18 protein-coding genes and 1 tRNA gene are annotated in these 22,188 nt (G+C 42.1%); 1 reads left to right on the top strand and 18 read right to left on the bottom strand.

All coding sequences use genetic code 11. The features are described from left to right. Positions 1-382 precede the first annotated feature (382 nt). The 13 genes from rnr to ACZ43M_RS23350 form a co-directional block, all read right to left on the bottom strand. Positions 383-2,779: a ribonuclease R gene (gene rnr, locus ACZ43M_RS23290; RefSeq protein WP_464504889.1), complete on the bottom strand. Its 2,397-nt coding sequence runs from the start codon at positions 2,777-2,779 to the stop codon at positions 383-385. A gap of 14 nt (positions 2,780-2,793) precedes the next feature. Further along, positions 2,794-3,540 carry an alpha/beta hydrolase gene (locus ACZ43M_RS23295; RefSeq protein ID WP_464504890.1) on the bottom strand — a complete coding sequence of 249 codons (747 nt, stop codon included), beginning with the start codon at positions 3,538-3,540 and terminating at the stop codon, positions 2,794-2,796. Between the two features lie 130 nt (positions 3,541-3,670). Then, on the bottom strand, positions 3,671-3,904 hold the full coding sequence (secG, locus tag ACZ43M_RS23300) for a preprotein translocase subunit SecG (RefSeq protein ID WP_464504891.1): 234 nt from the start codon (positions 3,902-3,904) through the stop codon (positions 3,671-3,673). A gap of 114 nt (positions 3,905-4,018) precedes the next feature. After that, a complete protein-coding gene (locus ACZ43M_RS23305; RefSeq protein WP_464504892.1) occupies positions 4,019-4,567 on the bottom strand; it encodes a DUF6241 domain-containing protein in 549 nt (182 codons plus the stop codon). 138 nt (positions 4,568-4,705) lie between these two features. Beyond that, positions 4,706-6,004, bottom strand: a complete 1,299-nt coding sequence (gene eno / locus ACZ43M_RS23310) for a phosphopyruvate hydratase (protein ID WP_464504893.1) — start codon at positions 6,002-6,004, stop codon at positions 4,706-4,708. Between the two features lie 30 nt (positions 6,005-6,034). Beyond that, the gene (gene gpmI, locus ACZ43M_RS23315; RefSeq protein WP_464504894.1) at positions 6,035-7,567 is read right to left on the bottom strand and encodes a 2,3-bisphosphoglycerate-independent phosphoglycerate mutase; all 1,533 of its coding nucleotides are present in this window, start codon (positions 7,565-7,567) and stop codon (positions 6,035-6,037) included. Further along, the gene (gene tpiA / locus ACZ43M_RS23320) at positions 7,560-8,321 is read right to left on the bottom strand and encodes a triose-phosphate isomerase (protein WP_464504895.1); all 762 of its coding nucleotides are present in this window, start codon (positions 8,319-8,321) and stop codon (positions 7,560-7,562) included. The genes gpmI and tpiA overlap by 8 nt, the downstream gene beginning before the upstream one ends. A 177-nt stretch (positions 8,322-8,498) precedes the next feature. Further along, positions 8,499-9,683, bottom strand: a complete 1,185-nt coding sequence (locus ACZ43M_RS23325) for a phosphoglycerate kinase (RefSeq protein ID WP_464504896.1) — start codon at positions 9,681-9,683, stop codon at positions 8,499-8,501. Positions 9,684-9,817: 134 nt separating this feature from the next. Next, on the bottom strand, positions 9,818-10,825 hold the full coding sequence (gene gap / locus ACZ43M_RS23330) for a type I glyceraldehyde-3-phosphate dehydrogenase (protein ID WP_464504897.1): 1,008 nt from the start codon (positions 10,823-10,825) through the stop codon (positions 9,818-9,820). An 85-nt stretch (positions 10,826-10,910) separates the two neighbouring features. Then, positions 10,911-11,933 carry a sugar-binding transcriptional regulator gene (locus ACZ43M_RS23335; protein WP_464504898.1) on the bottom strand — a complete coding sequence of 341 codons (1,023 nt, stop codon included), beginning with the start codon at positions 11,931-11,933 and terminating at the stop codon, positions 10,911-10,913. A 132-nt stretch (positions 11,934-12,065) separates the two neighbouring features. After that, entirely contained in the window at positions 12,066-12,323 is a 258-nt protein-coding gene (locus ACZ43M_RS23340) for a glutaredoxin family protein (protein WP_464504899.1), read from the bottom strand. 174 nt (positions 12,324-12,497) lie between these two features. Continuing rightward, positions 12,498-13,820: an RNA polymerase factor sigma-54 gene (gene rpoN, locus ACZ43M_RS23345; RefSeq protein ID WP_464504900.1), complete on the bottom strand. Its 1,323-nt coding sequence runs from the start codon at positions 13,818-13,820 to the stop codon at positions 12,498-12,500. 704 nt (positions 13,821-14,524) lie between these two features. Further along, positions 14,525-14,596, bottom strand: a tRNA-Arg gene (locus ACZ43M_RS23350). A gap of 250 nt (positions 14,597-14,846) precedes the next feature. Here ACZ43M_RS23350 and clpP point away from each other — a divergent pair. Then, the gene (clpP, locus tag ACZ43M_RS23355; protein WP_464504901.1) at positions 14,847-15,449 is read left to right on the top strand and encodes an ATP-dependent Clp endopeptidase proteolytic subunit ClpP; all 603 of its coding nucleotides are present in this window, start codon (positions 14,847-14,849) and stop codon (positions 15,447-15,449) included. Between the two features lie 114 nt (positions 15,450-15,563). Here clpP and ACZ43M_RS23360 read toward each other — a convergent pair whose 3' ends face one another. The 5 genes from ACZ43M_RS23360 to ACZ43M_RS23380 all read right to left on the bottom strand — a co-directional run bounded on the left by ACZ43M_RS23360 (position 15,564) and on the right by ACZ43M_RS23380 (position 22,105). Further along, positions 15,564-17,066 carry a glycosyltransferase family 2 protein gene (locus ACZ43M_RS23360; RefSeq protein WP_464504902.1) on the bottom strand — a complete coding sequence of 501 codons (1,503 nt, stop codon included), beginning with the start codon at positions 17,064-17,066 and terminating at the stop codon, positions 15,564-15,566. A 104-nt stretch (positions 17,067-17,170) separates the two neighbouring features. Next, positions 17,171-19,054, bottom strand: a complete 1,884-nt coding sequence (locus tag ACZ43M_RS23365) for a glycosyltransferase (protein WP_464504903.1) — start codon at positions 19,052-19,054, stop codon at positions 17,171-17,173. 57 nt (positions 19,055-19,111) lie between these two features. Then, on the bottom strand, positions 19,112-20,599 hold the full coding sequence (locus ACZ43M_RS23370; protein ID WP_464504904.1) for a glycosyltransferase family 2 protein: 1,488 nt from the start codon (positions 20,597-20,599) through the stop codon (positions 19,112-19,114). A 201-nt stretch (positions 20,600-20,800) separates the two neighbouring features. Continuing rightward, on the bottom strand, positions 20,801-20,986 hold the full coding sequence (locus ACZ43M_RS23375) for a hypothetical protein (RefSeq protein WP_464504905.1): 186 nt from the start codon (positions 20,984-20,986) through the stop codon (positions 20,801-20,803). An 87-nt stretch (positions 20,987-21,073) separates the two neighbouring features. Beyond that, entirely contained in the window at positions 21,074-22,105 is a 1,032-nt protein-coding gene (locus tag ACZ43M_RS23380; RefSeq protein ID WP_464508100.1) for a glycosyltransferase family 4 protein, read from the bottom strand. Positions 22,106-22,188 lie beyond the last annotated feature (83 nt).

The following is a 22,188-nucleotide window of genomic DNA, read 5'->3' on the forward strand; positions in this document are numbered from 1 at the left end:
TCCTTCATCAGCCTTGAGAGACATTTTTCACAGTTTCAAGTTGCGTTTTGTCCTTCAGCGGCTTGATGAAAGACGTTTTACCCCTTCAAATTTATGATTATGTCTTTCAAGCGATGTCTATTAGACACATACTCACTCATCACGCCTGGTTTTGTCTTATAGACGCCTTCTTTAAGACAATTTCGTACCTTGCAACCTCGATTTTGTCTTTTAGTGGCTTCCTATTAGACACTTTCTCACTCTACCCGCATGAACTTGTCTTTTAGACGTCTCCTATTAGACACTTCCGCACTTACTGCACCCTTTTTGTCTTATATATGTTTCCTATTATACGAGCCACGATAAGACAACGAAAGAGAGCCCTGAACCAGGCCCTCCCCCATTAGCGTTTCTTCTTTTTCCGCTTGGTGCTTTTGTTAATTGGAACATTATCATAGAATTTACGTTTCTTTTTCGATTTTCCGCTGCCCTGACCGTCAGTCGCGCCTCCGGCAGTTTCGGACTTGCGACCACCGGCGCCTTTACCGCCGCCACTCGCACTGCCACCGCGGCCTCCATCTTTACCCCGGCGCGGCTTGCTCGTATTGCTGCCAGTTTTAATGATCTTCGGTCGATCGGGTACCTCCCGGCGCCGAGTTCCCTTCATACCGACAATTTCAAAATCAATCGAACGCTCATCTTTGTTTACAGAAACAACACGAACAGTGATTTCATCACCGATTCGGAATACGTTGCCGGTACGCTCGCCAATCATCGCATAATGGCGCTCATCAAAACGGTAGTAGTCATCGGTCATATAGCTGACGTGGACAAGGCCCTCAATGGTGTTTGGCAGCTCGACGAACATCCCGAAATTCGTAACGGAGCTGATGATGCCGTCATACTCGACACCAATCTTATCCTCCATGTATTCCGCTTTTTTCAATTCATCGGTTTCGCGCTCGGCATCGACGGCCCGGCGCTCCATTTTGGAGGAATGCTGGGCAATCTCAGGAAGCTGCGCATCCCATTTTGCGCGGGTCGCCTCATCCAGCTTACCTTCAACTATATAGGTGCGAATCAACCGGTGCACAATCGTATCGGGATAGCGGCGAATTGGCGACGTGAAATGCGTATAAAATTGCGTCGACAAGCCAAAGTGTCCAAGGCTCTCCGGGTAGTACTTTGCCTGCTGCATTGAGCGCAGCATAACCGTAGAAACGACCATTTCCTCCGGTTTGCCCTGTACCTCTTCAATAATTGCCTGTAATGCCCGTGGGTGGACTTCATTAGCTGATCCGCGCACGATGTAGCCAAAGTTCGTAATAAACTCGAAAAACTTTCGCAGTTTGTCTTCCTTTGGGTCCTCGTGAATCCGGTATATGAACGGGACTTCCATCCAGTGAAAATGTTCAGCAACCGTTTCGTTGGCTGCCAGCATGAACTCTTCAATCAGGCGCTCGGCCACTGAACGCTCACGTAAAACCACATCGGACGGCTTACCTTCCTCATCAACCAGAACCTTCGATTCTTTAAAATCGAAATCGATAGCACCGCGGGTCATCCGTTTAGTACGAAGAATCGAAGCCAGTTCTTCCATTAACTCAAACATTGGAACGAGCCGCTCGTAACGTGCCCTGACAGCCTCATCCTTCTCTACAAGTATCAGGTTAACATCATGATATGTCATTCTCTCGGTCGTTTTTATGACACTCTGAAAAATTTCATGCGATACAACAGTGCCATCCGCTGAAATTTCCATCTCACACGACAAGGTCAAGCGATCCACCTTCGGATTCAAAGAACAAATACCGTTTGACAGCCGATGTGGAATCATCGGAATTACGCGGTCTACTAAATAAACACTCGTGGCCCGGTCTGCCGCTTCAACATCGATTGGCGTGCCTTCTTTTACATAATAGCTGACATCAGCGATATGGACGCCTAACTTAAAGTTGCCATTCTCAAGCTTCGTGACCGTAACCGCGTCATCGAGGTCTTTCGCGTCAGCTCCATCGATTGTTACAATCGTTTCACCGCGAAGGTCGCGGCGGTTGGCGAGTTCACTTTCATCAATGGTGTCAGGCACGTCAATCGCTTGCTGCAGTACTTCATCAGGGAACTCCATTGGCAGCCCGTGCTTATGTATGACGGAAAGTATATCAACACCTGGATCATTTTTATGACCAAGTATCGTGATAACCTCTCCCTCGGCACTTTTGCGTCCTTCAGGGTAGGAGGTAAGCTTAACGACAACCTTATGCCCTTCCACCGCTCCTTTGGAAGCAGCTTTTGGAATAAAAATGTCGCTGGCAAATTTCTTGTCATCCGGGATTACAAAGCCGAAACTTTTACTCTCCACATATGTTCCGACGATTTGCTGAATGCCTCGTTCGATGATTCTGATGATGCTGCCCTCCCGGCGCTGTCCCGAGTTCTCCGAGGAGATGCGGACTAAAACCGTATCACCGTGCATCGCGGTATTGGTTTCGTTCGGCGGGATAAAAATATCATCCATTCCCGGCTCATCCGGGACAACAAAGGCGAATCCCTTGGCATGCCCTATCAGCTTGCCGCGAATCAGATTCATTTTTTGCGGCAGACCGTAACGATTAGCTCGGGTCCGCACCACTAACCCCTTTTCTTCCATTTGGACTAGGGCTTTGACAAACTCCTTAAAATCAGCCGAGTCCTCGATGCCAAATGCCGCTTCGAGCTCTTGAACCGTCAACGGTTTATACGCCTCGTCCTTCATATATTGCAAAAGCTTGTCAACGTGCTTTTGAATATTATCTTCCATTCTCTTTCACTCCTTTAGACACGCCAGTCCAGACTATCCAAAAAGCCATACACATCCTCGTGAAGCTGCTCTTTTTCCTGGTCAAGCGTGATAACATGGCCCGATTCTTCGTACCATTTAATTTGCTTTTTCGTTGATTCAATATTCTCGTATATGATATTGGCGCTCTCTGTATTGATCATCTTGTCGTGGCGTGCCTGCACGACAAAGGTTGGCGCGTAAATCATATCGATATTATCCCTAACATCTGCAATTAATGCCTGCAGCGCTTTTAACGTCTGCATCGGTGTTTTTTTAAACTCATTCATTTCCAATTGTATTTGCTCGTCACTTTTCCCTTCCCGTTTTTTAAATTCACGGGCATATTCGAGAACTCCTTCGTACATGACTTCTTCACTTTTAATATGCATTGGGGCGCACATCGGCACAATTCCCTTTATAGGTACATTGTATCCCAATTTTAGGGAAAATACCCCGCCAAGCGAAAGTCCAGCGACAGCAATTTCTTCATGCCCTCGTTTTTTTAACAATTCATAGCCATTCATGACATCCTGCCACCAATCTTCAGGGCCGGTACCAACCAATTCTTCAGGGGGAACGCCGTGGCCCTTATAATGGGGGGCATGGCAGGTGTAGCCTTTTTTTTCTAAAAATCGTCCCAGCATCCGGACATCGGAAGAATTTCCGGTAAAGCCGTGAAGCAGCAGCACCGCCCGTGGGCCTCCCTCAAATGTGAATGGTTTTGGCAATGCTATTTTCATACAAAAAACTCCTTCTACCAGTTTGTCACTATTCCTTAGTTTAAGCAAACAAGGGTTGAACATTCCATTAAAAAGGCTTATAAAAATACAAAAAACCCAGCATTTTCAGCCGGGTTTTGATTTTTAAATATTAGATTTTAAAGTAAGTTACTGCAAGGGTAAGCAGGAAGAAAAGGACGGATAATACAACCGTGATACGGTGCAGAATTAAATCAATTCCCCGTGCTTTTTGCTTGCCGAATAGGGTTTCAGCCCCACCGGAAATCGCACCGGATAGACCAGCGCTTTTACCTGATTGAAGTAAGACAACAACGATAAGTCCGACACTTACAATAACTAATAATGTAACTAAAACTGCATGCATGAAAGGCCACCTCCTGTTACGTACATTACACAGTATTTTAAATTTACCATATTATTCGCATTTTAACAATACACGTTTCTGTGACAGCTTTTGGGAGAAAATAGACCTCCAATGTTACTTTTCAAGCTTAATATTAAAGTTTTCCTCAATAAATTCTTTTTCCTCATGGGTTGATGAGAGCCCCGTCGCTTTTCCAATCGTGCCGCCCTGGAGTTTCCAAATCGCGTTATGTTCAACGTCTGCCTGTGAAAAATCCTCCTTAGCCCAGCGGTTTAAAATGTTAAGGAAAAGTTGGGAGTTTTTATACTTGGCCTTATTCTGTGTGATCACCTGTAGTAACCGCTCCACACGCTGCGGTGTTAACGGAATCGCTCCCCACTTTTTAGTAGCGGTTACTTTTTGGTGTGACATTTTATGAATGGCTGACATGACTTCACTTTCCTGCATAGTAAGCGGAAATTCTTCGGCTGCCTGCTCGCTCGTTGCATCCTGAAGTTGAAGGACACTCTTGCCCTTTTCCGTTTTCGCTTCCTGCACGACTACATCCGCTTTTTGAAATGGCAAAGATTCTATTGAGTAAAAATAATAAAATCCAATTGCCAGGACTGCTATAAGGATGAGCAACATTTGGAATTTGGATAAACGTTTCAAATATTTTTTCATTCCTCTTCCCCAGTCTTTCTATGATTATCAAAGGTCGTATATATATATTAATTAAACAATGACTGGTTGATTCCCTGCTTTTAATGGAAAAAAGAAAACCCCCTGCATGTGGCGCAGGAGGTTTATTTCACAAAAGAATTACTTCTTCAGGTTGTAGAAAGATTTAATGCCATTGAATTGTGCTGTTTCACCTAATTGGTCTTCAATGCGAAGCAATTGGTTGTATTTTGCCACACGGTCAGTACGAGATGGCGCACCAGTTTTGATTTGGCCAGCGTTAGTTGCAACAGCGATGTCAGCGATTGTAGCATCTTCTGTTTCACCGGAACGGTGGGAGATTACTGCAGTGTAGCCAGCGCGCTTCGCCATTTCAATTGCATCAAATGTTTCAGTAAGAGTACCGATTTGGTTAACCTTGATCAGGATGGAGTTGGCAATGCCGCGCTCGATTCCTTCAGCAAGCTTTTTAGTGTTCGTTACGAATAAGTCGTCACCGACTAACTGAACTTTACCCCCAAGGCGCTCAGTTAACAGCTTGTGACCTTCCCAGTCGTTTTCATCCAAACCGTCTTCAATAGAGATGATTGGGTATTTGGAAGCAAGCTCTTCATACCATGCAACCATTTCTTCAGAAGTCTTGACTTTGCCTTCGCCTGCCAAATGGTATTTGCCATCTTCTTTGTTATAAAACTCAGAAGATGCGGCATCCATAGCCAGCATAACTTGTTCGCCTGGTTTATAACCAGCTTTTTCAATCGCTTCTACGATTGTTTGCAATGCTTCTTCGTTAGATCCTAAGTTTGGAGCAAAGCCGCCCTCGTCACCAACAGCTGTATTAAGTCCTTTTGCTTTAAGAACTGATTTTAAAGTGTGGAAAATTTCTGCACCCATGCGAAGTGCTTCTTTAAAGTTTGGAGCACCTACAGGCATAATCATGAATTCTTGAATATCTACGTTGTTATCAGCATGCTCGCCGCCGTTAACGATGTTCATCATTGGCACTGGAAGCTGCTTGGAATTGAAGCCCCCAAGGTATTGATATAACGGAACATCTAAATAGTTTGCAGCAGCGTGAGCAACTGCCATCGATACGCCTAGGATGGCGTTTGCGCCTAATTTACCCTTGTTTTCAGTACCGTCAAGCTCGATAAGGGCTTTGTCAACAGCAACCTGATCAAGGACACTGTACTCTTCGCCAACAAGCATTGGCGCAATAATTTCGTTAACGTTGTCAACTGCTTTTTGAACACCTTTGCCAAGGTAGCGGCCTTTGTCACCGTCACGAAGCTCAACTGCTTCGTATTCACCAGTAGAAGCACCACTTGGTACTAAAGCGCGGCCAAACGCACCGGATTCAGTGAACACTTCAACTTCAACAGTAGGATTACCACGGGAATCTAATACTTCACGAGCATAAACATCAGCAATATATGGCATTTTTAAGTCTCTCCTTTTATTTGAAAAAATTTATTTAATTAACGATTTTCCAGTCATTTCAGCAGGCTGATTGACTTTCAGCAGGTCAAGAATGGTAGGCGCTAAATCGCCAAGAATTCCACCGTCGCGAAGCTCAACATCTTGTTTTGTCACGATTACAGGCACTGGGTTAGTAGTGTGTGCTGTCATCGGGTTGCCTTCAAGGGTTACCACTTCATCAGCGTTCCCATGGTCAGCAGTGATAATTGCTGTACCGCCTTTGGCAAGAATTGCATCGACGATTTTTCCTAAACATTCATCAACCGTTTCGATCGCTTTAACCGTTGGCTCAAGCTTGCCTGAGTGGCCGACCATGTCCGGGTTAGCAAAGTTTAAGAGAATCGCATCGAATTTGTCAGCTTGAATTTCTTTTAAAAGAGCATCGGTCACTTCATATGCACTCATTTCAGGCTGAAGGTCGTAAGTCGGAACCTTCGGTGAGTTGATTAGGATCCGCTCTTCGCCTGGGAATTTATCTTCACGGCCGCCGCTCATAAAGAAAGTGACGTGTGGATATTTTTCCGTTTCGGCAATACGAAGCTGTTTCAGATTATTTTGAGCCAGTACTTCACCTAGTGTGTTGTCCAGGTTGGTTGGTTTGAAGGCAACATAGCCATCAACTGATTCACTGAAGTGCGTTAAGCATACAAAATGTAAATGCTTAGGATGCTTCTCTCCACGATCAAATGAACGGAAGTCCTCGTTCGTAAATGTGTTAGAAATTTGGATCGCCCGGTCAGGACGGAAGTTATAGAAAATGACTGCATCATTATCCTGGATCGTAGCAACCGGCTTTCCATCTTCCTTCGTAATTACGGACGGAATGACGAATTCATCAAAGATTCCGTGAGAATAGGAATCCTCAACGACTTCCAATGGATTGGTGTATGCTGGACCTTCACCGTAAACCATGGCGCGGTACGATTTTTCCACACGCTCCCAGCGCTTGTCACGGTCCATTGAGTAGTAGCGTCCGGAAATCGTTGCGATTTCACCAACACCATACTCCTTCAATTTGTCCATAGTCTGCTGAATATATGTTGGAGCTGTTTGCGGACCAACATCACGGCCGTCAAGGAAAGCATGAAGATATACCTTTTCAACGCCTTCTTCTTTAGCCAGCTTCAGCAGTGCAAACATATGGTCAATGTGGCTGTGCACGCCGCCATCTGAAAGTAAGCCGAACAGATGAAGAGCAGTACCATTCTTTTTCACGTGCTCCATTGCCCCAAGGAACGTTTCATTTTTTTCAAATTCATGCTCACGGATGGCAATGTTCACACGGGTTAGGCTTTGGTAGACAATCCGGCCGGCTCCGATGTTTAGATGGCCGACTTCGGAGTTCCCCATTTGACCTTCCGGCAGACCCACCGCTTCACCGCTTGCAGTTAAGTGTGAGTGCGGATAGGTTTCCCAATAGCGGTCGAAGTTTGGCTTTTTCGCATGATAAACCGCATTACCTTTTTGTTCATCCCGGCAGCCGAAACCGTCTAGGATGATTAAAGCTACAGGAGCTTTACTCATATTTTCCACCTTCTAGTAATTGTAAAAATGATTGCGGCTCTAGGCTGGCTCCACCAACTAGGGCACCGTCAATATCCGGCTGTGCCATGTATTCTTTAATATTTTCCGGTTTAACACTGCCGCCGTATTGAATTCTAACGGCATCAGCTGTATCCTGTGAAAATTGTTGTGCGACGACTTGGCGGATATGAGCACATACTTCGTTAGCATCTTGTGATGTAGAAGATTTGCCGGTTCCGATTGCCCAGATTGGTTCGTAGGCGATGACGGTTTGTTTTACTTGATCTTCAGTTAGGCCTTGTAGGGCTTTTTGAATTTGTGAGCCAACGAGATTCATGGTCTCGCCGTTTTCACGTTGCTCAAGTGTTTCACCACAGCAAACGATTGGTGTTAGGTTGTGCTTGAATGCTGCAAGTACTTTTTTGTTCACAGACTCGTCAGTTTCATTAAACATTTCACGGCGCTCAGAGTGGCCGATGATGACGTATTGAACGCCAAGGTCCGCAAGTGCTACCGGGCTGATTTCTCCGGTAAAGGCACCCTTTTCTTCAAAGTGCATGTTTTGCGCGCCAATTTTTACATTGCTGCCTTGAACGGTTTCCACAAGACCTTGTAAAAATAACGCTGGTGCACAGATGACAGAATCCATCTTATCTGGTGCAGGGACTAGGCCCTTCACTTCTTCAGCAAAGCTCTTTGCCTCGGAAAGTGTTTTATGCATTTTCCAGTTTCCTGCAATAATCGGTTTACGCATGCTGGAACATCCTCTCTTCGGGGTGTTATGTAGAATTCACCCTTAATTTTGTAGAATTAATGCAGATTCACGTAGAATTACCTTGTTTTTACGTAGAATTAATTCAAATCCACGTGGAATTATCCCACTTTTACGTAGAATTAAGGCAATTCCGCGTAGAATCCGCCTATAAATTTCCTATTTATCGTTTAATGCCACAACGCCAGGAAGTGCTTTTCCTTCGATAAACTCTAATGAAGCGCCGCCGCCAGTGGAAATGTGGCTCATTTTTTCAGCAAGGCCGAATTTTTCAGCTGCTGCAGCAGAGTCACCGCCACCGATAACGGAATAAGTGCCTGAAGCATCGGCAAGAGCTTCAGCAACTGCCTTCGTGCCGCCAGCAAACTTGTCGATTTCGAATACACCCATTGGTCCGTTCCAGATAACAAGTTTCGATTTTTGAATCACATCACGATAGATTTCTGCTGTTTTTGGTCCGATATCGAGTGCTTCCCAATCAGCTGGAATCTCTTCGATACCAACCACTTTAGTGTTTGCATCTGCAGAGAAATCGTCTGCAACTACCGCATCAACCGGCATATAGAAGTTAACGCCCTTTTCTTTTGCTTTTTCCATGAAAGATTTCGCTAAGTCAATCTTATCTTCTTCCAGCAATGATTTTCCGATTTCATGACCTTGTGCCTTCACAAACGTATAAGCGAGGCCTCCGCCAATAATCAGGTTATCAACTATTTCTAAAAGATTTTCGATAACGCCAATTTTGTCCTTCACCTTTGCTCCGCCAATAATCGCTGTGAATGGACGCTCAGGGTTAGATAATGCTTTTCCAAGAACATCTAGCTCTTTTTGCATTAAGAATCCTGAAACTGCAGGAAGATGGTGAGCAATACCTTCAGTAGAAGCATGGGCACGGTGAGCAGCACCAAACGCATCGTTTACATACACATCAGCAAGCTCGGCGAATGATTTTGCAAGTTCTGCATCATTCTTTTCTTCACCAGGATAGAAGCGAACATTCTCTAACAAAAGAACGTCGCCCTCGCCCATTTCACTAATTAACGCTTTTACTGAATCCCCGTAAGCTTCATCGGCTTTTTTAACATCCTTGCCTAGAAGTTGTGATAACCGGGCAGCTACTGGTGTTAAGCGCATTTCCTCGACCACTTTACCTTTCGGGCGGCCCAGGTGGCTTGCTAAAATAACCTTTGCACCTTGCTCGATTAAATACTGAATCGTTGGCAGTGCTGCACGAATCCGTGTTTCGTCGGTGATTTTTCCATCCTGCATCGGTACGTTGAAATCAACCCGGCAGAATACGCGTTTACCCTTCACATCGATATCTTTTACTGACTTTTTGTTCATGGAAAAAGGACCTCCTATGTAGTGGCTTTAAAATTACAGTAAAAAAGGAGAGGGGCACGCTCACCCACTCCCCTTGGAATTACCCTTACTCATTATAAATAGTTTGTTGCAAAGATTCCAATCTTATCCAGAGATTAAAGTCCTTTTTTTGCGATGTAATCAACAAGGTCAACTACGCGGTTAGAGTAACCAACTTCGTTATCGTACCAAGAAAGAACTTTAACCATGCTGCCTTCCATAACCATTGTGGAAAGGGCATCGATTGTAGAAGAAACAGTTGCACCATTGTAGTCAGTAGATACTAATGGAAGTTCGCTGTAAGCAAGAATACCTTTTAATTCACCTTCAGCAGCAGCTTTTAAAGCAGAGTTTATTTCATCAACTGTTACATCTTTTTCTAATTCAGCAACAAGGTCAACAACAGAAACGTTTGGAGTTGGTACACGCATTGCCATACCGTTTAATTTGCCTTTTAGTTCTGGTAAAACTAGAGCAACTGCCTTTGCAGCACCAGTTGATGTTGGGATCATGTTTTCAGCTGCTGCACGAGCACGACGGTAGTCTTTGTGCGGCAAGTCTAGGATTTGCTGGTCATTTGTATAAGAGTGAATAGTTGTCATCATACCACGCTTGATGCCGAACTTGTCATTTAATACTTTTGCAAATGGAGCCAAGCAGTTTGTAGTACAAGAAGCGTTTGAGATAACATCATGTTTTGCTGCATCGTATTTGTCTTCGTTAACGCCCATTACGATCGTGATATCTTCGTTTGTTGCTGGAGCGGAGATGATAACCTTTTTAGCACCAGCTTCAAGGTGTTTCGCTGCATCTTCACGCTTTGTGAAGCGGCCAGTAGATTCAACTACTACGTCAATTCCAAGGCTGCCCCAGCCAAGTTGTGCAGGATCGCGCTCAGCAAGAACCTTCACTTTTTGGCCGCCAACTACTAAGTATTCGCCGTCAACAGTTACGTCCTCGGCAAGTGTTCCGTGTACGGTGTCATATTTTAAAAGGTGTGCAAGCATATTTGCATCTGTTAAATCGTTGATTGCCACGATTTCAATGTTGCTATTGTTCAATGCCGCACGGAATACGTTACGACCGATACGTCCAAATCCATTAATACCAACTTTTACTGTCATGTTAATTTCCTCCTTAAATGGGTAGGGTTTTTATTTTTAAAAAGGATAAATCCTTTTCATAAACTTGGTGCAGCTATACTTGTTGTCAGCCTTTCAACAGCTTTGTTGCAGCCCCCTCATCGGTAATGAGAATGGTTGAGGCAGGAGCTTGTTTCATATAGGCTTTGATTGCCTTGGCCTTGGAGGCACCGCCTGCAACTGCAAGCACATTGGGAATTTCGGCAAGATCCTCAAGCTGTAGGCCAATTGTCAGCACTTTGTGGACAACCTCACCGTTTTCGTTAAAGTAGTAGCCGAATGCTTCCCCGACTGCATCGTCAGCTTCGAGCTTTTTCAGAGTCTCTTGGCTGGTTTTTCGCCGCTCGGCCATTGTAATAGCATCTCCAATTCCGTGCAAAACCATGTTAGCGGAACGAATTAATTGCAAAATCTCATCAATCCCAGGCTCTTTAATCAGGGAATTGTAAAATTCTGTGCTGACTTGATCAGGCACATAAAACACGCGATGCTTGGAATGAGTTTTTTCGGCCATTTTGGCGCAAATGGTGTTGGCCTGGTTATGAACATCTTCGCCAATTCCGCCGCGTGCCGGAACAAACAGCAATTCCTTCTCGTCATGCTCGGGAGTCAACCGTTCTGCGACAGCAGCCATGGTTGAGCCGCCAGTGACAGCGATGATATTTTCCCCTTTAAAAAGCTTTTTCATGCAGACTGCACTTGCTTTGCCAAGCTCCGCTTTTACCATCGGGGACTCGTCACTGTTTCCAGGAACGATGATAACTTTTTTGATGCCAAGACGATGCTTCAGCTCAAGCTCCATGACATCGATTCCCTTCCACTCTCGCATGAAGCCTTCCAAATCCTCTAACAGATTTTTCCCTTCAAGGGTTAAACTCATGCCAATATTGTTCGAGTAAATAAGATTCTGCTCTTTGAGGAATTCTACTTCACTACGAAGGATTCTTTCAGTCAGGCCAAGACTGGCTGCCAAACTCCTTCTCCCCACCGGCTGCATAAATCCTATGTACCTGAGAATGGTATAGCGTTTTTGCAGGACTTGAAAGAAATCGGGCAATAATCTTTTTGTAATGTCGATGAATGACTGCATGTTTCATTCTCCTTTATTATATGCCGTTGGTCGCAAAATGTCCACCATAGACATATTATGTCCCACGACAACCAAAAAAAAATCACCCTGTCTACGGTTTTTATTGTAGCAGGAGTGAAAATGTATTTCAACTCATAAACTCTGGCTTTTTTCATGTAAACGGTTGCTTATGTCAAATTTGTTAATAAACCCATAAGCGACCTCTTCACCGTCGATATGCACGACCGGAATCATCAATCCGTAGCGTTCATGCAATTCATCATCTTTCTCGATATCAATCTCCTCGAGAGTGAAATCCCATTCTTCTTTGAGCTCGGTAATTGCCGCCTTCGCCTTATCGCATAGTGGACAGCCTGTTCTTGTATATAATGTGATCGTTGGTTGTGACATATAGTTAAAACCTTCTTTCAGTAAGTCAAGATGCGGTGCATAGACCTCTATATGCTACCGGGTGATTTAGTTTTTCCACTTCTCGGTCGCATAGATTCTCTATATGCTACCGGATGTTTTGGTTTTTTTCCTCTAAAGTCAATTATAAATAAAGCTAACCAAAAAGGTACGGCCCTAGTTAAACCGCTTTCGTTTAGATGACGCCGGAATCCCCAGCTGGTCACGGTATTTGGCAATGGTTCGTCTGGAGACAACTATTCCCTCCAATGCTTTCAATCTGTCAACAATTTCCTGATCGGATAGCGGCTTTGCTTTGTTTTCCTCGGCCACAAGTTTCCCTATAGCGTTTTTCACTTGGCTGGAGGAGGTGGATTCATCCTCGGATGTTGTTTGAATTGTGCTGGTGAAGAACGATTTCAATGGGAATGTCCCCACCGGTGTTTGGACATATTTTTCGCGGACAGCACGACTTACAGTTGACTCGTGAACATCCAACTCCACAGCAATTTCCTTCATCGTCATTGGCAGCAAGCCTTGAGGTCCTTTTTGGAAAAAGCCCGGCTGCTTCTCGACAATCATGGCCACCACTCGTGTTAACGTTTCTTTCCGCTGCTCAATGCTTTTCAAAATCCACTGATAATCTTGGACTTTCTCATGAAGAAACTTGCTTACTTGCTGATCCTGATTTTTGAACTTGTTATAGTATGGCTCATTAAAGCTGATTTTTGGTATCGGGTCATCAAACATTCTGACGGTTAATCCTTCCCCCGTCGGTTCGACAATCACATCCGGAATGATATAATGGGCGGTATCCTCCTTTAACATCGCCCCCGGTTTCGGATTCAATAACTGGATGCAATCAAAAACATCCTGGATTTCCTTCAAAGAAACTTGAAGCGCTTTTGCAATTTGCTTCCACTTTTTTTCGGCAAACGGAATGAAGTAGCCAGAGATAATTTTTCTAGCCAAATCGTTTTCCGGGAATCCATATTCCACTTGTATGAGCAGGCATTCCTGCAGGTCTCTGGCCCCAATCCCCGCCGGTTCAAGCGTTTGAATCACAACCAGACAGTCCTCTGCCAACTCCTCCGAAATGTTTAACTTTGCAGCGATCTCATTCAAATCCCCAGTAAAGTAACCGTTTTCATCAAGGTTCTGAATCAAACGGCGAATCACCTTCAACTGTTCCTCTGACAATTTTTTTATATTTAATTGTGAAATTAATTGCTCTTCTATTGAATAGGGCTTCTCAGCAATTTGGTCAATCCAATCCTTCTCGGCCTTTTGATATTTCCGGCGGTTCCGATCAATCAAAGGATTCATAGGCCTTACATTGACATATTCAATTTGCATTAGGGGATTTTCAAGTGCCTTATTTTCCAAAAAGTCGGTTAGCTCCTGCGTTGAATACTGCAATAATGCAATCGCCTGCGACAACTCTTGAGTCATCGTCATTTTTAGCGTTTGCTGCTGCCATAAACCTGGTTTAAAGTTCATTTCCTTCTCCCCCTTACTGTTATTTTACATGAAAGTAGGGGCTCCTGGGAATGTATATTAGTTTAGAGTGATGGTAGATTGGGGAAATAGGTTTGCTTTTTCTTTGGAGAAAAAGGCATGCACCATTATTGCCCGTTACATACCGGCATTCTCCACGGAAACTGCTTTGTAAAGCGACTCAATCATATCAGCTATGTAGACTACCGATTCGTCCTCTTTTAATCGTAAACATTCTGCTTTTGCCCAAAAACAAAAACCGTAAAAACATCAGCGAAGAGACAAAAATTCCTGGAATTAGAGGAATATGTAGAACTCAAATCGACCAACGTTCTTTTTCATTATTCCTATAGGGGAATTAGTAAAAATGCCTAATTACGCCGATATGCTTCGGACACTTTGCAAGCGTCAAAATTAATGCATGTTACCCACACATGTTTCGCCATACATGAAACCATCCTATGGGAATCAAATGTATCAGATATGAATTACATTGGAGCCCGCCTAGGGGATACAGATAAATTAATTTTGTTAAACACATATGGGCATATGTCTAAGCGCACAGAACAACTAAATAATGAGTTATGAATAGCTGGTTAGAGAAAATACAATAAAATAAAAATAAAGGTTTTTCGAAGTACTCGGACAAAAGTAGGACACTTTTTTTCCAGATACACTCAAAAAACCTTTATTTTTCAGCATTATTACGCCCTCGGCAGGAATCGAACCCACATTTTAAGAACCGGAATCTTACGTGCTATCCGTTGCACCACGAGGGCAAAATTATTTGCGACTTTTATATTATATGATAACTTCCTTTACATTACAAGAGGATTTTTCTAAGCAATTTTCCCTTAGTGGGCCCCCAAAGTCCCAACCAATTAGTTTTAAAAAGTATTCAAATTGGTTATGCTTTATGAAGGAAGTTGTCGAACAATTTTGGAAGGCATATTGTTTGACCTTTATTGACCATCATTGTATGATAACAATACATAAGTTTTTACATTTCCATTCAGAGGAGGAAGAAAAATGAATTTGATTCCTACAGTTATTGAACAAACAAACCGTGGCGAACGTGCTTACGACATTTATTCCCGTTTGTTAAAAGACCGGATTATTATGCTTGGCAGCGCAATTGATGATAATGTGGCAAACAGTATTGTTGCGCAATTATTGTTCTTGGAAGCAGAAAATCCTGAAAAAGACATTACCCTTTACATCAACAGCCCAGGCGGAAGCATTACAGCCGGAATGGCAATCTATGATACAATGCAATATATTCGCCCGAACGTCTCGACTGTTTGTATTGGGATGGCAGCATCCATGGGCGCATTCTTGCTTGCAGCTGGAGAAAAGGGCAAGCGATTTGCCTTGCCGAACGCAGAAGTCATGATTCACCAGCCGCTTGGCGGGGCACAGGGTCAAGCAACTGAAATTGAAATTGCTGCTAAGCGGATTCTTTTCCTACGTGAAAAATTAAACGGCATTTTAGCCGAGCGTACTGGCCAGCCAATTGAAGTGATCCAGCGTGACACAGATCGTGATAACTTCATGACTGCTGAACGCGCCAAGGAATATGGCTTAATCGATAATATCGTATCTCGCAATACACTTGAAAAGAAAGATAAATAATATTGCTAACAACCGGCTTGTAATGCCGGTTGTTTATTTGTAAGTGGGACTTACTTGCCAAGTTCCCAAGTTCTCTATCCTCTATCCGTTTAGATCTATTTCTTAGAATCAAGATTAAGAATGCTCCAACCAGTATGCCAGTGATTCCAAGTGGTCACCAATAATTCTTAGTACTGCCTTTGGATGTCCATTTTTCGAGAAATGCTGATCGGGACGAATTCGATTCGGCTTCATCACATCCACAAAATGAACATTAGTAACTTGATAGCCCTGCATAATTGCCTTTACATGTGCCAAATTGGGATTAATCAATGAATCCCATCCGATCCCATTAAGACAGCGTCTGCTTAATGCATGAGGCACCGCCACAATCGAACCAACTCCTAACTCCTTGCGACCGCAGGCAATATTCAGCATGTATTTGTATAAATTTACAATATATAAGGGAAAGTAATCAATATTTAAATTATTTAGCGCTACATCAATCCCATTCATAACTGCTTGGCAAAACGGACGAAGATCAGTTGCGGATATCGAAAAGTCAGCATCAATAAAAAGAAGAATATCTCCTTTTGCCTCTAAGGCACCGATGGACCGACCTACATCAATTCCCAACGGCTCGTGAAAAACGATAACCGTAGCACCTAATTGTCTAGCAATTTCCTCCGTTTTGTCATTGGAACCATTCACAACGACAATAATTTCCATAGGGTCAATTAGACTTGCTTGATGGATTACCATCCCAATCGACTTTTCTTCATTTTGGGCGGGAATAATGACTGAAAGCTGTTTGCCATCATATTGAGTGGAGTTTTTTACATTCCCTTTATAAATGATAGCATAGTCATGCAAATTGCCATTTTCTTTGATATTTTTAATTATATCTCTTCTTCTGCCGGCATCATGATATTGGCCTCTTACTCCATGTTTCTGAAACCAAATTTTAAATGCTTCCAAATAAGATTTAACCATTTCACGCTCAGAGTCTGTTATGGGAACATAATAGCGAGATTGTTGTGGGGGTAAAAACATCTCAGACTGTAAAAGAAGAGACATATGTCTACTAATCTTCCATTCTTGCTCAAGAATAAGCAAATTTGCAATGGCAAGATTCTCAAAACCATTGATGCCTACCGATTGAATAACCTGCCTTGATAGGGCATACGGCATTGACAAAAGCGAATCAATTAATAAATGTTGATATCCCAAACTGTCATTAAACACTTGCCTCCAAAGTGTTATGGTGTCAGGCCATTGTTTTATCCGGTTAGCAAGGAACACGGACGTCAAATTATTCATAACGACATCGGCCTCACCATTCATGATAGGTTGAATAAAAGATGTAATTTGTTCTTGCCCAATCACATGATCACCATTTAAGAATAATACGATATCACCCTTAGCTTCTTTCAATCCTAGAACATATTCATTATTACTAGCTAAATGATTTTTAATAATAATTTTGCAGCCTGTTGATTCCGCAAGTTTGACTTCTTCTTCGGTGGCAAGATCAGAAACTACCACTATTACTTCAGACGGAGATATTGACCAGGCATTTGAAATGACATTTGAATTTAAATTATCCATACCCATTATGATAATTGATAATTTATGCATCTTTATTGTTTTCTCCCATCTTTTTTTCTATCAAATGTTTTTTACTACTTAGAAGGAACAGCTCTGGAACTGTCCCTAAAAATGGATGTCAGCCCCCAATCAGTTCAATGCCATTGTTCATCAGTATTGATTAGAAACGAAATAGCCTCCAAATGGTCACCGATAATGCGTTGTTCTGCTGGTGTTTGTCCTTTTTGGGCCGCATCAACAAAATAGATAATGTCACTTCTGGATGCAAGCGCCCCTATAGCATGAGCTGTATCATAATCTAATTGTTGTTCTGTTTTTATAACTGTAGTCCCGAGTTTCTTTGCTATCTCTTCAGTGTCATCCTGTGAACCATTTACAATAACAATAACCTCATATGGTTCAATCTTTCGTGCTTCGCGAATGACCTTTTCAACTGTCTGCCCATTATTTTGAGCTGAAATAATGACTGACAGCTGTTTTCCATTATACAAAGAAGAAGTGATTCCCCACCCCCTTGTTTGTGGCATGATCTTATTCAATTCCCTTTGATAATCATCAAATCGTTCATCTTTCATTAATTTATTGATAATTTCTTCTCTGCTTCCGCCATCTATATAGCTGCCTAAATGCTGTTCAGGACGCATACGATTCGGCTTCATTACATCTACTGGATGTACACATGCTACTTTAAAGTGATTTACAATTGCTTTTACTTGAGCCAAGCTCGGACATACGAGTGTCTCAAACCCAACATGATTCAAACAAGTTCTGCTGATTGCATTCGGAACTGCCAATAAGGAGCCGATTCCTAAATTACTTTTACGACTGATTAGATTTAATCCATATTTAAAGGCACTGACATTATGAAGTGGGTATTGTATTGGCAGATAGCTATTTAAATCATTGAGTGCCATATCGACCCCATTTGCAACTGCTTCAACAAAAGGAAGTAAATCATCTGCAGGAATAGCAAAATCAGAATCGATAAACAAAATAATATCACCCCTTGATTCTAATGCTCCAATTGAGCGCCCCATATTATGACCCAGGCGTTCCCGGTACTCAATAATCGTTGCCCCTAGATTGGAAGCAATCTCAGCAGTTTTATCAGCCGATCCATTCACAACAACAATAATTTCTATAGGATCCAATTTTCTTGCCTCCAAAATAACTGCTTCGATTGTTAATTCCTCGTTTTGTGCAGGGATGATAATAGACAACTGCTTTCCATTGTAACGGGAAGATGTCCCCCCCCAGCCCTTCTTAATATAAGGAAAGGTTTTATTCTTTTTTAACTGGTCCAGAATATCGAGTCTTTTACCGCCTGTTTTCATTCCGCCCCGATGGCCCTTTATACTGAGCCATACTTTTAAGGCATCAAGAAAGTCATTAAATATATGTTGATTCAATTCATGGAAAGGACGAAGTTTATCAATTGGAATCCATTTAGAAACATCCCCTCTCTTGATTCTCCAGCTGCCTCCAAATACTTTCATCTGCATTAGAAGTGGATTTTCAATACCTTTCAATTCAGGGTTATCGACAAGTTCCTTTGTGAAAGCATAGGGAAATGAAAGCAGAGTATCGATATTCCAATCCCTTCGTCCTGATAATTCATTTAAATTTTGACACCATACCATATTAGGACTAAGATATGTTCCTTTTTCTAAAAAATAATCTAAATTGTTAACGACCATATCTGCTTCACCATTGAACAGCGGCTGAACAAATTCCTTTAATTCCTGTAAAGGAATAACGACATCACCATCTAAAAATAGCAAAACCTCTCCTAATGCAGTTTTTACACCAATCAGATGATACATCTTTTCTTGATCGTTCATATCCATCAAAGTTACTTTACATTTTAGGCCTTTTTGTAACTCCCCTGCTTCTTTGCTTTCCTTATTTACAACCACAACAATTTCAAGGGGGGAAAGCTCCTTGGCAGTATTGATCACTTTCTTCAAATCGTCTATATCACTCCAATAGGGAATAATTACGGACAATGTTTGATTCATTTCTTCACATCCCTTTCTAGAAAAATAAATGGGTATTGTATCTATAAGACCTACATTCTAGTTAATCCATTCTCTTTTTCTTGATCCGTCTGTAAAGCCACCTCTTGCATCAGTTTGTTTAATCAAATAGGATAATGCCTCTAGTTGATCCCCTAACACAACGTTATTGATGCTGTTATCCTTTGACTCCAGAGGCGGAAGGTGTTTTTGTTTTATAACATCAATCTTTATGCCCGATAGTTGCGCCTTTGTTTGGGCTAGAGCAGGATTCAACAAAGCTTCATACCCAATTGATTCAAATACTCGCTTATGAAGAGCATAGGGTACGGAATAAAGACTATTATTAAAGAGATCCTGTCTCGCCAATGCCATATTTAGAAAATATTGACCAATACTGACGGGATCAGTTGGATGGAACTTGTCTAACAACTCTTTTCGATCACATAAAGCTATTCCGCTGCCATTCTTTATTGATGCTAGGAAAGGAATGATATCTTTAGCCATAAGGGGCTGATCCATTTTAAGAAAAATACTGATATCAGTGGATGCTTGCAGGGCTCCTGCAAATCTTGCAACAATCGGGCTATAGCCAGCTTTAAATTCAATGATGGTCAATTCACGTGAATATCTATTATAAAAATCGGTTGTTAATTCACTTCCGACCAGGATAATATCCTGTATACCCGCCTTTTTCACTTCTGAAATAAGGAGATCCAGCTGCTTGGTTTCTTGGGATAATTCAATAATGGCACTATATGTTATATTCCGGTTATACTTTATTCCTGGACTTGATGTGATAAAATTCGGCTGCCCCCATTTTTCTTGACTAGTTTGAAAACCTGCACGTACTCCATAGTGAGTTGTTAGATAGGATATGGCACGCAAATGATCTCCAATAATCCGACTTGTTGTAACAGGAACGTTTGACTTAGGATCTATTCTGCTGTGAACATTGCGAAGCCTGTTAGTGTTTATGACATCTACATATAAAGGAGAACAAAATTTAAGTCCTGCCTTTACAGCGATAGCCTGTGCTAAAATGGGATCCGCAAGATTCCTCCAGCCAATTTTCTGGATTGCCTCTCGTGATAGCGTGTGTGGAATAGCTAGGAATGAGTTGAGAGATAGTTCATTCTCTCTGAGAAAATGATTAATGGCCAGTTTACAAACAGTTGTGTAATGGGGACATTGCTTAATATAGGCCAACAACGAAAGATCATTAAGCGCAACATCAAATCCTTTTTTTTCAATTGCCTGTATAAATGGCAATAGCTTTGAGGCCTCAATCTTTATATCACCATCTATAAATAACACGATATCACCAGAAGCATGTTTCGCACCAATTGCCCTGCCAAGATCATTCCCCAATGCTTCTTTATAATTTAAAACCTTACAAGCATAACTTTGTGCAATTTGCCCAGTACAATCAGTTGAACCATTTAGGACAACAATTACCTCAAATGGGTTTAGTTTTCTCACTTCTTGTAAAACTCCACCGATTGTTTTTTCCTCATCCTGCACTGGTATTACAACAGATAGTTTCATAGTAAGCACCTCCTTTTTTGGGCCGCCAAATCATTTTAGTCATCGGAATCAAGCGTTAATAAATATGTGTACAAGATAACCTATGCAAACAAGCTGAGATGGTTTAGAATATTAACCTATATCACCCTTCTATTTTTAAAAAAATGAGACACTCAATTGAGTGTCTCTATAGGACTGGTTTGGATAACATGTGTTATCCTGTTAGTAATTATTTTTATGCCCTGTCCTTAAGCTAACTTGATGATCTTTTTCCAGCTGTTCCATAGCATGGTTGTTAAAGCGAAAACTTGACCAGGTTAATCCGGAAGTAAATGCGCCGGTAGATCCCGTGGAACCTGTTGACCCTGTTGACCCTGTTCCCCCTGTTGAACCGGTTGCAAACATCATGGTATCACCACCTTCCTACAAACAACATTATATGGAAATAGCAGCACCATGATTGGACAACCAATCAAAATGTACGATTAATATGTTCTAATGAGAATTAATATCCAGTATCTTATCCCTGCTTAAGTCATTACTGATTTTTATAGCTCCGTATAAATACCTTTCCATGTTTACAATTACCCTTTCTATATTATATCTTTTCGCTGTTTCGTATCCTCCTTTTACCAGACGAATTCTCTTTTCCTCATCATCCAATAGCTCAGTGATTGTATTAGCCAGATCAACTGGATCTCCAATATTAACAAGCAAACTATTTATCTCGTGCTCTGCATATTCCATTACTCCCACATTTCGGGTAGAAACAACCGCACAACCACATGTCATAGCCTCTAATGGCGGCAAACCAAACGACTCATAGTGGGAACCGCAAATAAATATATCAGCGGACCTGTATAGCTCGCCTAGCTCATCAAGTGCTGGACGGATATAAATGTTCCCTTCAAACACTGAATCCGGGGGAATTTGTGTTACCCAAACTGGCTCTATTTTGTATCCTTTTTCCCGAACAATGTTAATGCTCTTGATAATGTCCGAGATTCCTTTAAAATGCCATTGTTCAGGTCCAACAAACATAATTTGCGGCGGATACGACCTTCCTAATTCGTCCCTCGAAAAAAACACCTTATCATTTAACGCATAGGGCAATATCCTTGGTTTTCGATGAAAGTGATTATCTATATGTTTAGCCAGACAACCAGAAACTGCGATAATCGGGATAGGTACTGACCAATATTGCCGTATTTCATCCTGCCTGGTCTGATCGTACGTTTCAAACTCAAAAATGTACGTGTCCCCCTGTTCGAAATGGATTACTGGCGCTTTTTCTGCCAGAAAGCAATCGACCATCTGTCTATAGTAGGTAGTTATGATAATATCTGTTTCAGGTATAGCATTGACGAAATATTCATCCTCAGGAACTTGAATATAAGATGCATCAATTTGCATCCAATCCGGCTTGGGATCCCGGCATACGATATTTACATGATGTCCGCATTTTATTAAATAATTGGCATATTCCAGAATCATCTTAACTCCCCCGCACAAATTTGCATGGTCCATGATGAATGTAAGATTTAATCTATCTTCGCCATTTGTTTGAAGGAAATGTTTATCAACCTTGTCAGCAACTAACTGCCATTTTT

It is taken from the genome of Neobacillus sp. B24 (assembly GCF_055381825.1).

Excerpts from the sequence above, each read along its gene's own strand:
- gpmI (WP_464504894.1), bottom strand. The coding sequence starts at position 7,567 with ATGAGTAAAGCTCCTGTAGCTTTAATCATCCTAGACGGTTTCGGCTGC.
- secG (WP_464504891.1), bottom strand. The coding sequence starts at position 3,904 with ATGCATGCAGTTTTAGTTACATTATTAGTTATTGTAAGTGTCGGACTT.
- ACZ43M_RS23380 (WP_464508100.1), bottom strand. The coding sequence starts at position 22,105 with ATGGACCATGCAAATTTGTGCGGGGGAGTTAAGATGATTCTGGAATAT.
- ACZ43M_RS23305 (WP_464504892.1), bottom strand. The coding sequence starts at position 4,567 with ATGAAAAAATATTTGAAACGTTTATCCAAATTCCAAATGTTGCTCATC.
- ACZ43M_RS23335 (WP_464504898.1), bottom strand. The coding sequence starts at position 11,933 with ATGCAGTCATTCATCGACATTACAAAAAGATTATTGCCCGATTTCTTT.
- rpoN (WP_464504900.1), bottom strand. The coding sequence starts at position 13,820 with ATGAACTTTAAACCAGGTTTATGGCAGCAGCAAACGCTAAAAATGACG.
- ACZ43M_RS23295 (WP_464504890.1), bottom strand. The coding sequence starts at position 3,540 with ATGAAAATAGCATTGCCAAAACCATTCACATTTGAGGGAGGCCCACGG.
- ACZ43M_RS23325 (WP_464504896.1), bottom strand. The coding sequence starts at position 9,683 with ATGAACAAAAAGTCAGTAAAAGATATCGATGTGAAGGGTAAACGCGTA.
- clpP (WP_464504901.1), top strand. The coding sequence starts at position 14,847 with ATGAATTTGATTCCTACAGTTATTGAACAAACAAACCGTGGCGAACGT.
- eno (WP_464504893.1), bottom strand. The coding sequence starts at position 6,004 with ATGCCATATATTGCTGATGTTTATGCTCGTGAAGTATTAGATTCCCGT.
- ACZ43M_RS23365 (WP_464504903.1), bottom strand. The coding sequence starts at position 19,054 with ATGAATCAAACATTGTCCGTAATTATTCCCTATTGGAGTGATATAGAC.
- rnr (WP_464504889.1), bottom strand. The coding sequence starts at position 2,779 with ATGGAAGATAATATTCAAAAGCACGTTGACAAGCTTTTGCAATATATG.
- gap (WP_464504897.1), bottom strand. The coding sequence starts at position 10,825 with ATGACAGTAAAAGTTGGTATTAATGGATTTGGACGTATCGGTCGTAAC.
- ACZ43M_RS23340 (WP_464504899.1), bottom strand. The coding sequence starts at position 12,323 with ATGTCACAACCAACGATCACATTATATACAAGAACAGGCTGTCCACTA.
- tpiA (WP_464504895.1), bottom strand. The coding sequence starts at position 8,321 with ATGCGTAAACCGATTATTGCAGGAAACTGGAAAATGCATAAAACACTT.
- ACZ43M_RS23370 (WP_464504904.1), bottom strand. The coding sequence starts at position 20,599 with ATGAAACTATCTGTTGTAATACCAGTGCAGGATGAGGAAAAAACAATC.
- ACZ43M_RS23375 (WP_464504905.1), bottom strand. The coding sequence starts at position 20,986 with ATGATGTTTGCAACCGGTTCAACAGGGGGAACAGGGTCAACAGGGTCA.
- ACZ43M_RS23360 (WP_464504902.1), bottom strand. The coding sequence starts at position 17,066 with ATGCATAAATTATCAATTATCATAATGGGTATGGATAATTTAAATTCA.